The sequence below is a fragment of the Rhizobium sp. ZPR4 genome (genome assembly GCF_040215725.1).
In the GTDB taxonomy this organism is placed as follows: domain Bacteria; phylum Pseudomonadota; class Alphaproteobacteria; order Rhizobiales; family Rhizobiaceae; genus Rhizobium; species Rhizobium rhizogenes_D.
In genome coordinates, this window is record NZ_CP157968.1 from 403508 (window position 1) to 416336 (window position 12829).

The window sequence follows — 12829 nt, forward strand, 5'->3', positions numbered from 1 at the left end:
CACCAGACGTAAGTCATCGAAGAAGCTAAGATATTCGAAAAGAGCTGTTTGGTATGGAGCATCCGGGGCTTGCAGGCATATCTTGGAAGCTCGTCACTACGCCGTTTCCTCATAGATCAGATTCGGCGCGACGATCCATTCGCCGCGTCTGAGCGACAGAACATCAAGCCTGCCCTGACGATCCCAAACGGCAATGCCGACGAAACGATAACGGCTGCCGTTTCTGTCGACGACAGCATGTGAAATCGGTTTGCCGTTAACATAGCCGACAACAGGGCCCTCCTTCCTTGTTGCGGAGAGCAGGAAATATTCGTGAGGAATGCTCCGGCTTACCATCAGCCACGATCCCCACGCGGCAAGCTCAACCCCGCACCCGTCCGAGCACCTTTCTGCGCGCCTGGGCTCTCGCAGCTCGCTCGCAAGGGAGAGGATTTTGAGCGGAGGCGCCTGTTCTTCCTGATCTCGACAACGAATGGCTTTCGCTGCGGCCGCATTATTCGTCCTTTCGACTCTTGATCCATTTTAATTGAAGACGCATTCGACCTGGCCGAGCGGCCCGAAGTCGACGGCCAGATGTTGGCCGGCACAGACCTGGAGGACCGCAGTGCAGGAACCGGTCGCCACGATATCGCTCGGCTCGAGCCGCCTGCCGTTTGCCGCAAGTGCCGCGGCAAGCCACGCAACCGCGTTTAGCGGATTGCCCATGATCGCCGACGAGTTGCCAGAAACCATCGTCTGCCGAAACAGAAAAGCCGTGACCTCGATTCCGGCGAGATCGCCGATGTCCACGTTTCCGGCATGGTCGCCGCAAAGCGTCGCAACGTGCAGGCCGAAATCCGCAATCGCGGCATTTGCGCCGGCAAACGCCTGCCGCGTCCGGCGGCCGATGACCCCGATTGCAGGCCGACAGCTCATGACCGCATCAGCCACGCTATCGAGGGAGATTTGCTCGCCTTCGTCCGGAAATGGCCTCAGCATCGTGAAAACGAGTTCGCATTGTATTCCGATGGTTCCCAGCGGCAGGCGGAAGTTTTGCGCCTTCTTTTGCAGGGCGGCGGACGGGATTTCGGAATAGATCGGCCCCTTCAGACCGAGAGTGCGGCACGACAGATCGCTCGTGCCGACAATCGCATAGCCCTTGCGCTCAAAGCCGAGTGCGTCCTGTGCAGCGGCCTGGATGTCATATGCCTCATGTTGCGAGGCGATCAGATCGAGCGGAAGATCGCAAAGCTCCTCATGACGGCGACACTTCGCCAGAAGATCCGCTGTGGTATCCTTCAATTCGAAATACATCTTCGCGCTCCAATCTTAACAACTGGCTGTCACGCAAAGATGGCCCGACATGCATAGTCGTTCCATTCGGCGCAAAGCACGAAGAAATTAAAATCTCATAGTGACCGCTTCTTCTCGTCGAATGATAACGGGATAGGGTCGTTCAGTGCCTTGCTACGGCCGCGTGAGCTGAGACCGGCCGGGCGGCGATGCTATCTCGAAGAGGAATCCTGTATTGCTCACGAGACTGCCGCAAGGATGCAAACGCCATGAAACCAAACAGCATAGCGGATTCGCGGCCCGAGAGCATCGAGCCGCAGTCGCTATGGCTTCAATGCCGACATAGCCGCATTGGTCAGCCCATCAGCCGCAACGTTTCAGATCATCCTGCTGGCGATGACGCCAGGGTCCGCTCAGGATTTCTTGTGCGCGGCCTTAAGGGCGGTCCACTGCGCACGCCGCAACCGGGTATGCGCAAAGCTGATCCTGCCGGATCGTGCTGCGGGGAGCAGCCGATGCCGACCAGTGCCCCGAATATACGATCGAAGCTGACACTAGGGAGAATCGACCCTCCTGTCTGCGTCCATTTTTGAACGCACCAAAGTTGCTTTACCCTTCTGCTCACTCCATCCGAGAAAGGAGGTCATAAGGGTTTGGGGCGAATAAGAGAAGAAGACAGGGATGCCCTTGCGGAGCGGCGGTCGGACGTCCGATCAACGTCGTCAATCCGGGCATGTTGCCGAACCCAGCAAGGTCTTAGAGCCTGATCCGAAATTATGGCGCGTAGTATCAGCACTTTATCCTTGGCGGATGCCCATTTTCTTGATTTTGTGGGTTTGCGATAGGCCGGAGGAGATCGGTAACGGCTCAGTGTGAATTCCCGCTTTTCGTTCAGTTCTTCTCCATCCAAAAGCGGTTTATTCTACGTCAAAACGCAAGATCGGTGGAGTACACTTAAGATATAAGCGCCTAACTGGTGCCGCTACGGAGTAAAGAACGATGAAGGCGGCAATTCAAAACTATCATGCTCGAATGCAACGAGTTCTGGAGTATATCGATCGGCACCTCGATGACGATCTCAATCTTGATGTTCTGAGTAGTGTCGCGGCCTTCTCGAAGTTTCACTTCCATCGGCAGTTCGTGGCAACCTTCGGGTTGTCCGTACATCGCTATTTCCAACTCGCCCGCATGAAGCGGGCTTCATACCAGTTGGCCTATCGCGGCGCCCAAAGCGTCACGGGCATAGCGATGGATGCCGGTTACGACGCACCCGATGCCTTCGCCCGCGCCTTTCGGCAACGGTTTGGGCAATCGCCTTCGTCGTTTCGGAAATCTCCCGATTGGGAGCCGTGGCTTGCCGCTTTTGGCCCTCTCGACAATGCACGGAGCAAGCTTATGCAAAGGACCTTTACCCCTGACGACGTGACCATCCGCGAAGTGGTCTCGACCCCTGTGGCGATCATGGAGCATCGGGGCGATCCAGCGATGATTGGCGCGACGATACAGAGTTTCATCGCGTGGCGCAAAGCGACTGGCCTGACCCCAAAGACAAGCCCGACCTTCAACATCTTCCATTCCGATCCGCATACCACGCCCCGGTCCGAGTACCGGATGGATTTATGCGTTGGCACTAACCGGTCGATTGAACCGGACGACGGGCCGATCAAGGCTGGCGTAATCCCCGGAGGCCGATGCGCAGTACTGCGTGTCGTCGGCAACACCGACAATCTGGAGCCTGCCGCGCTTTACTTGTATCGCGAGTGGCTTCCAGCCAGCGGCGAAGAAACACGCGACTTCCCGATCTATTGCCAGCGGCTGAGCTTCTTCCCGGAAGTGCCGGAGCATGAGGCGGTTGCCGAGCTGTTTCTGCCCCTGAAATAGCGAACTCTGGCGGCGGCTTGTCCTGTCCAATCGCCAGAAGCGGGCAAGCCGCTAATCAACAAGTCAAAATTCAAACTGAGACATCACCAGGAAACCAACGATGTGGACCGACACCACTCGGGCGCAGTATGCCCGCGCGGATCTGAATTTGCCAAGCGACTTGACCGATGCCGAATGGGCTGTTCTGGAACCGTTTTTACCGCCACCGTCCAATGTCGGCCGACCACGTAAGTGGCCCTTGCGGCGGATAGTTGAAGCAATCCTCTATCTGCTGCGTGGTGGCCTGCCGTGGCGGATGCTGCCGCCCTGCTTTCCGCCGGTCTCGACGGTCCGGCGCTGGTTCTATCTTTGGCGGGACAGCAATCTGTGGCAATCGCTGAACCACACCCTGCTGCTGATAGCCCGAGAGGGATCGGGCCGCGAAGCGTCACCTAGTGCCGGCATAATCGACAGCCAGAGCGTCAAAACCACGGAAAGCGGTGGGCCTTGCGGCTATGACGCAGGTAAGAAGGTCAACGGACGAAAGCGCCACATCCTGACCGACACCGAGGGCAATCTGGTTCACGCCGTCATCCACACCGCCGACATTCAGGATCGCGATGGCGCGCCGACTGTGCTCGCGCAGATCATCGGTCGCTTCCCGTGGTTGCGCCATATCTTTGCCGATGGCGGATATGCCGGCGTGAAGCTCAAGGATGCCCTGCGCCGGATCGGCGCATGGGCCGTCGAGATCGTCAAGCGCTCCGATGCGGCCAAGGGCTTTGTTGTTCTTCCCCGCCGCTGGGTTGTCGAACGCACACTGGCTTGGCTCAATCGAAACCGACGCCTCGCAAAGGACTTCGAACAAACCATCGCCTCTGCAACCACATGGCTGTTCATCGCCTCGATCCAGCTATTCACTCGCAGGATCGCAAGATCATGAATTCACGTCAGATAATTTTGAATCAGTCTCTTAGAGACGTACAGCTTAGGTCTGCGGGATCGGCCTAAATTGATCGGATCGGCTCTAGCCAGCATCCCTCCCCAGGATTTTGGCGACCTCAAACATGATTGAGGTCGCAGCGCGAGACGTCTTCCGGCATGATCGGCGGCAGATATCGCCGCCAATCTCTTATGACCTGACCAATGCTCTTCATTCCATTTCCGTTCATCATCGCCATTTTGCTCGTCGTTCTCCTTGCGGTCGTCAAAACCCGCGACGACGAGGCGCCGCCCAATTTGCCATTCCAGGCGCTGATCCTTCTCAGCGCGTTTCAGTCAACGCTGTCCGGGTTGCGATGGGGCTATGCCGTTCAGCCTGTCATGTATGTCATGCCGGTCGCCGCCGCGATGGTGCCGCCGCTTGCCTATCTCGGCGTCTCCCGGCTGGCGCGCAAAAGCTCCTTCTCCTTAATTCAGCAGATCTGCCTGCATGGGCTGCCGGCTGGGCTTATTGTCGTGCTGATCGCGCTGTGGCGCAACGCGATCGATATCGCCATCGTCCTTATCGACGTCGGTTATGCCACTGCAATCCTGCTTCTCATGCGGTCGGGCACGGACGCGCTTCGCCTCGCACCTTTCGAAGGTGCTGGTCCGACCTACCGAGCCATTCTCTTTACCGCCAGCGCTCTTCTCCTGTCGGCGGCGGTGGATATTTTCATCTGGCTGGATTTTGCCTGGGCCGGCGGTGAATATGCATTGAAGGTCATCACCTTCGGAAATCTCGCAGCGCTCGCCATCCTCGCCACCGCTGCCGCCGCTGCCAGCCGCAGCCACGCGCCCGTCGATCGCGTAGAGGCTGTCCGGCCACCGGAAATCCTTCAGGACGGCCAGACGCTTGCTGCGGTGCAGGCATTGATGGAGGACAGGCACGCCTATCGCGATGTCGATCTCAATCTCGACCGGCTGGCGCGCAAGCTCGCGATTCCCGCCCGGCAGATTTCCTCGGCCATCAACCGCGCCACCGGCAAGAACGTCTCGCAATATGTCAACGAGTACCGGATCTCGGAGGCTTGCACACTGCTGGCCGAAACCGAGAATCCGGTGATGGAGATCATGTTCGATGTCGGCTTTCAGACCAAGTCGAACTTCAATCGTGAGTTCCGGCGTGTCACTGATACGACGCCGCTCGAATGGCGCGACAAGTCGCGCAGGTCCCCCAAGTCCACAGCCGCGCCAAAGGTTGACTGAATCGGAATCGAGGATGATCCGGCACATATTTAACGCCTCTCCAACCCGATCGGCACGCCTTTAACCAGTTTTTAATCATCAAGTTGAAGCAGCAGCCATCCTCGGATAAAGGAGGGGTATCGCCCTCCGTCGTTCCGTGGATAGCAAATTGACAATGGAAAATTTGCTTCAATTGCTTGATTTCATGGAGGAGTATACCGATCGCATTCTTCCGGTCGCGTTCCTGTTGCTCGCCGCAGAGATCGTCTTTCCGAAATCTCGCTATACCTATGTATCGAAACTTCGTGGTGCCGTCTTCTGCGTGACGAACATCCTCATAACCAAAGCAAGTCTCACACTCTTCTACTGGTTTTGGGCAGGCATCGGCATAAAGCCGCTGTTCGAGATCGACCTGACGTTCCTCTCGAAGCTTTCGAATGCATGGCCGCTGCATCTGCTGGGCGCCATAGCTGCTTCCTTTCTCGTTCTGCAGGTCAGCGAGTTCTTCTACTATTGGTTCCACAGGTTACAGCATAGCAATAGCTTCTTCTGGCGCTTCCATGCCGAGCATCATTCGCTCGAGGAAATGAGCGCCTTCAACAGCAACCACCATTTCAGCGAGGAGATCTTCAGAATTCCGTTCCTGATCATTCCCGTCTCGCTGCTCTTCGATTTCAAGCAGGACTATGTTCCCTGGATCTGGGTGTTCTTCGTGCGCTGGCAAGGTTATTTCGAACATAGCTCGACGCGTCTGAATTTGGGCTGGGTCCGCTACGTCTTTCCCGACAACCGCTTTCACCGCATTCACCATTCGGTCGAACGACAACACTTCAACAGGAATTTCGGCAGCGGTTCGGCGATCTGGGACATTCTGTTCGGGACCGCCTACTATCCGAAGGCCACGGAGTGGCCCGATGTCGGCCTACCCAATATCCGGGAGCCGCAGAACTTGACCGAGTTTCTCGTTCGGCCCTTTCGGCGCGGCAGACATAGCTAGAACGCCGGTCGTTTCAACTTTCGGATTTTCACCGGCCTTTCAGCCCCATGCCGGTCGAAAAACAGGTCTTCGTTAGAATTTTAGGCAAACCTAAAAGCGGTCATCAAGACCCCGGCGCTATTATCGATGTGTCTGGCCGAACACGGTTCGGCGGCACTATGACAGTGCCAAGGCATCCTCAAGCCGGATCTGCTTCAGACGGTTGCACTTTTGAACGGGGAGTCCCTGAAGGGACAAAGTGCTCAATGCCTCTTTCAGCATTTCTTCGCCGCCGCGCAGCGATCGCGGTCCGCGTACACGACACTCTATGCACGTTCATTGACGGGACGATTGTCGCTCGGGCGGACAATTGGCGCCCACTCTGCAATAGCGACGATACGCGCCGGGCGCTCGGTCACACCTCATATCGTGGCGAATTGGTGCCGGTCTACGATCTGGCGACAAAGATGGGCAACAAGCCCTCAAAGAGCTGTGAAATCGCCATCATCAAGATGGCTAGCGGCTACGTGGCGTTTCTGATCGACGAATTCATCGGCAGCACGTCGGCGGCGAGCGAAGCCATCCGCCTTTCGCAACTCGACATTTTCGGCCGCGACCGCGTAGCTGTATAGCATCGCTTTCCCGATGCCAAAGAAGGCGGCCTCCTTCAGCGGACAATTGCCGTGAATTCCAAACCTAGCTGGCTTTGGATAGGTCGGCGCGATCCATGATCTCAGTGATAACACCGCCTCGCATGACGGCGGCGCGATCGCACATGTGGCCAACCACACCCGGATCATGGCTGACGAGCACGAAGATCATGCCATGTGCCGCTTTCAGATCGTTAAGAAGATTGAGAATTCCAGCCTGCACCGAGACATCGAGGGCCGAGGTCGGCTCGTCGAGCAGCAGCAGCTTCGGGCGCAGCAATAGCGCCCGCGCAATCGCTACGCGCTGCCGCTGACCACCGGACAGTTGATGCGGATAGCGCTGGCTCGATATTGCCGGTAGACCCACCTGATCGAGAGCCCTATAAACCTGTGCCTCGACGTCCCTAACACCCCGCAGAGACAATGGTTCGCCGAGAATACGCGCAATCGTGTGACGCGGGTGCAGTGACGAATAGGGGTCCTGGAACACCATCTGAATATTGTCCCGCAAAGAGCCGGAAATCTTTCTCCCCGGCTTGAGCGCCTCGTCAAAAACGGAGATCGATCCCTGCCAATGGATATTCAGCCCGGCGATAGCGCGCAGGACCGTCGTCTTGCCGCAGCCGGACGGGCCGATGAGACCGAAGGTCTCGCCGCTTGCGACCTCGAAGCTGACCCCGCGCACGGCCGTGAACGCCTTCCCTGTGCCGGGAAAGGAGATGGAGAGATCGGAGACCGAAAGCGCGTTCATGCTCCCGCTCCGTAAACCGGCAGACGGGTGCCATAGGTTTCGGCCGATGGCCGAGCCGCCCATAGGGCACGCGTATAGGCGGATCGGGCGCCGGAGAGATCGGCCGATGCCAATTCCTCCTCGATGCGGCCGCCGCGCATGACGATCGCCCGATCGGCGAATTGCGAGACCTGCTGCAGATCGTGGCTGATGAGCAGCAGCCCCATGCCGAATTTTTCGGTCAGGGAGCGCAGCAGCGTCAGGATCTGGCCCCGCAGCTCACGGTCGAGCGCGGAGGTCGGCTCGTCGGCGATCAAGAGCTTCGGCCGGTTGATCAGCATCGCCGCGATCATCACACGCTGGCCCATGCCGCCCGACAGTGCCGCGGGATAGCTCGAATAGACCCGCTTCGGGTCGGGAAGGCCGACCGTGTGAAGCATGTCGAGCGCCCGTTCGCGCCGCTCTGCCGCCGAAAAGCGCGTGTGCAAGAGCAACGTCTCCTCGACCTGCCGCCCGACCTTATGGGCGGGATTGAGCGAATATTTCGGATCCTGAAGGACAAGGCCGATGCCGTTGCCGCGAAGCGCATTCCAGCCGGAGGACGGCAGGGAGAGAAGGCTCTGTCCTTCGAACGACAGGCGCGTTGCCCGCACCTGTGCATGGCGCGGCAGCAAGCCCATGATCGCCCGCCCCGTCATCGACTTGCCGGAGCCGGATTCGCCGACAAGTGCGACGATCTCCCGATCGACCGCGAAGCTGATGCCATCGACGACGGGCACCAGGCCGGTTTCGGAGGGAAAGGAGACCGAAAGGTCTTGAATGGATAGCAGCGGCTCAGCCATGACGCGGATCCAGTATGTCGCGTAAGCCGTCGGCCAGAAGGTTGAAGGCGAGCGAGGTAATGAGAATGGCGAAGCCGGGCACGGCCGCCACCCACCATTGATCGAAGATGACCTGCGTGCCTTCGGAGACCATCGCTCCCCACTCGGCAGTCGGCGGACGAACGCCGAGACCCAGGAAGCCAAGGCCCGCTGCCGCGAGAATGATACCGGAGAGATCCAGCGCCAGGCGAATGATCGCCGAGGGCAGCACAAGGGGCAGAACATGGCCGTAAAGCAGCCTGATACCCCTGATGCCGACCATCTCGGCGGCGGCCAGATAGTCGCTCCGGCGCAGGGCTGCCGTTTCCACGCGCGCCTGTCGCGCATAGGCCGGCCAACTCGTCAGGGACAGCGCCAGCGCGCCGTTGACCAGGCCCGGCCCCATGATCGCGACAAAGGCGAAGGCGAGCAACAAGCGCGGAAAGGACATGACGACATCGGTGACGCGCATCAGGATGCGCTCCGTGATGCCGCCGAAGAAGCCTGCGAGGATGCCGACGACAATGCCAAGAGGCGCCATGAGAAGCACGACAAACAGCAGAAGCAGCAAAGTCGGCCGCGCACCATAGATCATGCGCGACAGGAGATCGCGCCCGAACCCGTCCGTGCCGAACCAATGCGCTGCACTCGGCGGCATCAGCCGGTTGGCGGTCTCCTGCAGATTGGGATCGTATGGCGCAATCAGCGGCGCAAGCAGCGCCACAGCCAGAATGAACACGACGACCATGCTACCGGCGGCGGCCGACGGCGAGCGCAGAAGGCGCTTGAGGAAAGACGGCCCATCAAGCGGATGCTGTATGATGGCACTCACCGTTTCTTCCCCGCCTCAAGCCGCGCAACGCCGAGATCGGTCAGGGCGTTCAGGAGCACGAAGGACGCGCCGACCACAAGGGTCACGCCGAGGATCGCCGGCATGTCGCCGGCAAACATCGCTGTCGTCAGATAACGGCCTATGCCGGGCCAGGCAAAGACGGTTTCGGTGAGCACCGCGCCTTCCAAGAGGCTGGCATAGGAAAGGGCGATCACGATCAGAAGCGTCCCGGAGATGTTCGGCATGACATGTTTGAAGACGATGCGGGAAAGGCTTGCTCCCTTGGCGCGGGCGGTCGTTACATATTCCTGGCCGAGTTCGGTCAGGATCGAAGCGCGCGTCAGCCGGGAAATCGCGGCAAGCGCGTGAAAGGCAAGCACGGTCGCAGGTAACGCCAGATGCGCCAGTGCGTCTCGGAAGGCGCCCTGCTTGCCAGAGAGCCAGGTATCGATCAAAGCAAACCCGGTGACGGATTTGACCGTGTATTGAAAGACGACATCCGCGCGTCCCGGCCCTGGCGCCCAGTGCAGCCGTGCATAAAAGAAGAGCAGCATCAGCAGACCGAGCCAGAAGATCGGCACCGAATAGCCGAAAAGCGAGATTATCCGCGCCACGCCGTCAAGCCATGTTCCCTGCCGCATGGCGGCGGTGATGCCAAGCGCCAGGCCGATCGCCGAGCCCAGAATGATCGCCGTCGTGGCAAGCTCGATCGTCGCCGGAAACGTCCGCGCGATATCCTTGGCGACCGGCTGGCCGGTCGAGGTCGATTGGCCGAAATTCCCCGACGCGGCGGCTTCGACATAACGAAGGAACTGCAGCGGCAGCGGCTGATCGAGTCCAAGCTCGGCGCGCGCCTGCTCATAACTCGACTGGCTGGCGTGATCACCGACCATCTGCAGCGCTGGGTCGATCGGCGACAGGCGCGTCAACGCAAAAGTCACCAGCGCCAGCCCGAAGAGCGTCAGCGCAAAGGACCATCCCCACGAAAGAAAGGACCGCACGAAAGACAACTCCCGCCAGGCTTTCATCTGGCGGGAGTTCGTCATGTCGGCATCGGATTGGCTGGCCGCTTGCGGCACTTACTTCTCCACCTTGTCGTAATAGACCTGGTCAGCATTCAGGCCTTGAGCATAGTTCTTCACCTTGTCGCTTAGCACGACCTGATCATTGCCCTGAAGCATAAAGATGAAGGGGGAGCTCGCCTGGATCTTCTTCTGCAGATCCTGATAGAGCGCCACGCGCTTGGCCGCATCCTGCTCCTTGACGGCGGACAGCGTCTCATCGGTCAGTTCGGGGATCACCCAGCCGGCATATTTCGCTGCCGTGTTGGCGGAGTTGTCCTTGTTGATGGCAAAGGCGCTGGCGTTGGAATGCGGGTCGAAATAATCCGGGATCCAGTAACGCAGCGTCATCTCGAACTTGCCGGAACGGCCGCGGGCATAGATGTCGCTCGCAACACCCGGCTGGATGTCCAGCGTAATGCCGGCCTGCGCGAAAGTCGATTGTAGCGACTGCGCGATCGATAGGAACGGCTGGTCGTTGAAGACGATGAATTCGACCTTGAACGGCGTCTTGATGCCGGCATCAGCGAGGATCTTCTTCGCCTTCTCGACATTGAGCTTGAAGGGCATATCCGTCAGCGCGCCGGGGAAGCCGATAGGCAGGAAAGCCTGATGCACGGTGCTCTGGCCGCGAAGCAGGTTCTTGGCGATCCCATCATAGTCGACAAGGTAGCGGGCGGCTTCCCAGAAAGCAGGATTGCCGAGCGTCGGATTGGCCTTGGTGTTGAGGAGGATATAGTCCGTGCGTGCGGACGGCACGGCGAGTACTTTAAGGCCACTCTTGCTCTTCAGCGCTTCGATCTGATCGGCCGAAAGGCCGCGTGCGATATCGGCATCGCCCTGTTCGACAAGCAGGCGGCGTGCGCCGACATCGGGAACATTGCGGATGATGACGCTGTCGAGCTTCGGTTTGTCGGCGGAATTGGCATTGGCCTGCAATACCAGTGCCTCATGCGGCGTATAGGTCGCAATCGTATAGACGCCGCTTCCAGCCGAGTTCGTCTTCAGCCACGCATTGCCGAAATCGCCGTCCTTCGCCTGCGGTTCGACGGTCTTTTCATCGACGATCGAGGCGATGGGTGCCGTCAGCAGCGAAAGCGCAAAGCCCGAGCCGACATCGGCGGACCAGGTGAGCTTGACGTGCTTGTCGTCCACCTTGGTGACTGCGGCATCGACATTGTCGGCCTTCCAGCCGAGTTCATTCAGAATGAAGGCCGGCGATTTGTTCAGCTTGACGGCACGCGTCAGCGAGAAGATCACGTCTTCGGGACGAACCTGATTACCGGAGGAAAACTTGGAGTCGGCAAGCTCGAACGTCAGGCTGCGGCCATCGCTGCCGGCCGTCCACGCCGCCGCCAGAGCCGGTTCGATCTTCGTGCCGTCTTCGCGGTTCGACTGGACGAGACGCTGGTAGAGATTGTTGAAGGACTGGACCGTCGTGAGCTCGAAGCCCTCGGCCGGATCGAAGCTGACGGCATCGTCGATCGACTGCGCCACGACAAGCACGTTCGGCGGCGTCTCGGCCTGGGCGATCGATGTGCCCAGCAGGAGTGCCAGACCGAGGGCCGTGCCGAACAACCGCGTACGAGAGGCAATAATTGACATGGGGTGAACTCCCTTAAATGCTTTTGTCATATAGCGTCTATTTATTCGCCGTGCCCCGCAGGGTCCAACTACTGGCAAGCATTTAACAATCTCCCCTGGAGCATGCAGGCAAAAACGATCCAGCTTTTCGCGATTTTAGCGAAAAGTTTTCCCTGTGGCTTTCGGCATCCCGAGCGCCATCGATCAATTTGCTCAAGCGCGCCTGTTGCCGGCAGTGTGGAATCTTCTGTTTTAGACTGCACTTGGGATATCTCCGGCATAATCTCGATTATCCAGCACTCCTCCGAGCGGTTCGTTCGGATTCCATTCATGTGAAATGGATAGACTGACAACACACAGCTCAGCGATCCGTACGAAAGGCCGACACCAACGATAGATCAGCCTTTCATTCGTCAGGCGCGGCTCTGACGAAGGAGATGATGATGGAACATGATGAAGACGCGAAATTTGAACGGCGGCGCTATGCTCGAAAGGCGCTTTTAACTATCGTTGTTTGCACCGCCCTGGCCGCCTTGGGAGCATGGCTTATCCAGCCCGAAACGGCCTCGGCCGAACTGCATGGGCATTCCACGCAGCCGGCGGCGTCCCCTCCTTCGCCCCCGACAATTTAACGCAGAATTGAGAAGCCCCGATCTGACGATCGCGTAGTTCTCTTCAGTCACGCGCTGAACCATGGGGAAATGTGGCCTAAAACGCGTTTCCGCAGGCCATGAGGAAGGTCATCCCCACTGGCTTGGCCTGCTCATTGGCTTCTTCCAGGACCTGAGGCTTTCAACGATCGTCAGCCCTCTCGATTCCTCGACACGGTAAGCTC

Annotated in this window: 13 protein-coding genes; 6 read left to right on the forward strand and 7 right to left on the reverse strand. The window is 58.8% G+C overall.

Annotated features, from left to right (window positions below; genetic code table 11):
• Positions 1-96: 96 nt before the first annotated feature.
• Positions 97-336: a hypothetical protein gene (locus ABOK31_RS21410; protein ID WP_349960654.1), complete on the reverse strand. Its 240-nt coding sequence runs from the start codon at positions 334-336 to the stop codon at positions 97-99.
• Between the two features lie 186 nt (positions 337-522).
• The gene (locus ABOK31_RS21415; protein WP_174181373.1) at positions 523-1293 is read right to left on the reverse strand and encodes a hydratase; all 771 of its coding nucleotides are present in this window, start codon (positions 1291-1293) and stop codon (positions 523-525) included.
• Positions 1294-2271: 978 nt separating this feature from the next.
• Between ABOK31_RS21415 and ABOK31_RS21420 the strand changes: the two genes are divergently transcribed.
• From ABOK31_RS21420 to ABOK31_RS21440, 5 genes are all read left to right on the forward strand, one after another.
• Positions 2272-3153 carry an AraC family transcriptional regulator gene (locus ABOK31_RS21420; protein WP_174181375.1) on the forward strand — a complete coding sequence of 294 codons (882 nt, stop codon included), beginning with the start codon at positions 2272-2274 and terminating at the stop codon, positions 3151-3153.
• A gap of 100 nt (positions 3154-3253) precedes the next feature.
• Positions 3254-4075: an IS5 family transposase gene (locus tag ABOK31_RS21425; RefSeq protein ID WP_174181377.1), complete on the forward strand. Its 822-nt coding sequence runs from the start codon at positions 3254-3256 to the stop codon at positions 4073-4075.
• 203 nt (positions 4076-4278) lie between these two features.
• Positions 4279-5322 (forward strand): AraC family transcriptional regulator, encoded by a 1044-nt coding sequence (locus ABOK31_RS21430; RefSeq protein ID WP_174181378.1) that lies wholly within the window; start codon positions 4279-4281, stop codon positions 5320-5322.
• 154 nt (positions 5323-5476) lie between these two features.
• Positions 5477-6298, forward strand: a complete 822-nt coding sequence (locus ABOK31_RS21435) for a sterol desaturase family protein (RefSeq protein ID WP_349960657.1) — start codon at positions 5477-5479, stop codon at positions 6296-6298.
• 245 nt (positions 6299-6543) lie between these two features.
• Positions 6544-6909 carry a chemotaxis protein CheW gene (locus ABOK31_RS21440; protein WP_174181382.1) on the forward strand — a complete coding sequence of 122 codons (366 nt, stop codon included), beginning with the start codon at positions 6544-6546 and terminating at the stop codon, positions 6907-6909.
• Between the two features lie 64 nt (positions 6910-6973).
• On the opposite strand, the gene ABOK31_RS21445 is transcribed toward ABOK31_RS21440, so the two are convergent.
• Genes ABOK31_RS21445 through ABOK31_RS21465 form a run of 5 tightly spaced genes read right to left on the reverse strand, consistent with a single transcriptional unit; the run spans position 6974 to position 12015 of the window.
• A complete protein-coding gene (locus ABOK31_RS21445) occupies positions 6974-7678 on the reverse strand; it encodes an ABC transporter ATP-binding protein (RefSeq protein WP_349960659.1) in 705 nt (234 codons plus the stop codon).
• On the reverse strand, positions 7675-8499 hold the full coding sequence (locus tag ABOK31_RS21450; RefSeq protein WP_349960660.1) for an ABC transporter ATP-binding protein: 825 nt from the start codon (positions 8497-8499) through the stop codon (positions 7675-7677). Before ABOK31_RS21450 ends, ABOK31_RS21445 begins: the two co-directional genes overlap by 4 nt.
• Positions 8492-9349, reverse strand: a complete 858-nt coding sequence (locus ABOK31_RS21455) for an ABC transporter permease (protein WP_349960662.1) — start codon at positions 9347-9349, stop codon at positions 8492-8494. Before ABOK31_RS21455 ends, ABOK31_RS21450 begins: the two co-directional genes overlap by 8 nt.
• On the reverse strand, positions 9346-10428 hold the full coding sequence (locus ABOK31_RS21460; protein WP_350019296.1) for an ABC transporter permease: 1083 nt from the start codon (positions 10426-10428) through the stop codon (positions 9346-9348). Before ABOK31_RS21460 ends, ABOK31_RS21455 begins: the two co-directional genes overlap by 4 nt.
• The gene (locus tag ABOK31_RS21465) at positions 10429-12015 is read right to left on the reverse strand and encodes an ABC transporter substrate-binding protein (protein WP_349960663.1); all 1587 of its coding nucleotides are present in this window, start codon (positions 12013-12015) and stop codon (positions 10429-10431) included.
• 422 nt (positions 12016-12437) lie between these two features.
• On the opposite strand from ABOK31_RS21465, the gene ABOK31_RS21470 reads away from it, so the two are divergent.
• Positions 12438-12626: a hypothetical protein gene (locus ABOK31_RS21470; RefSeq protein WP_350019297.1), complete on the forward strand. Its 189-nt coding sequence runs from the start codon at positions 12438-12440 to the stop codon at positions 12624-12626.
• Positions 12627-12829 lie beyond the last annotated feature (203 nt).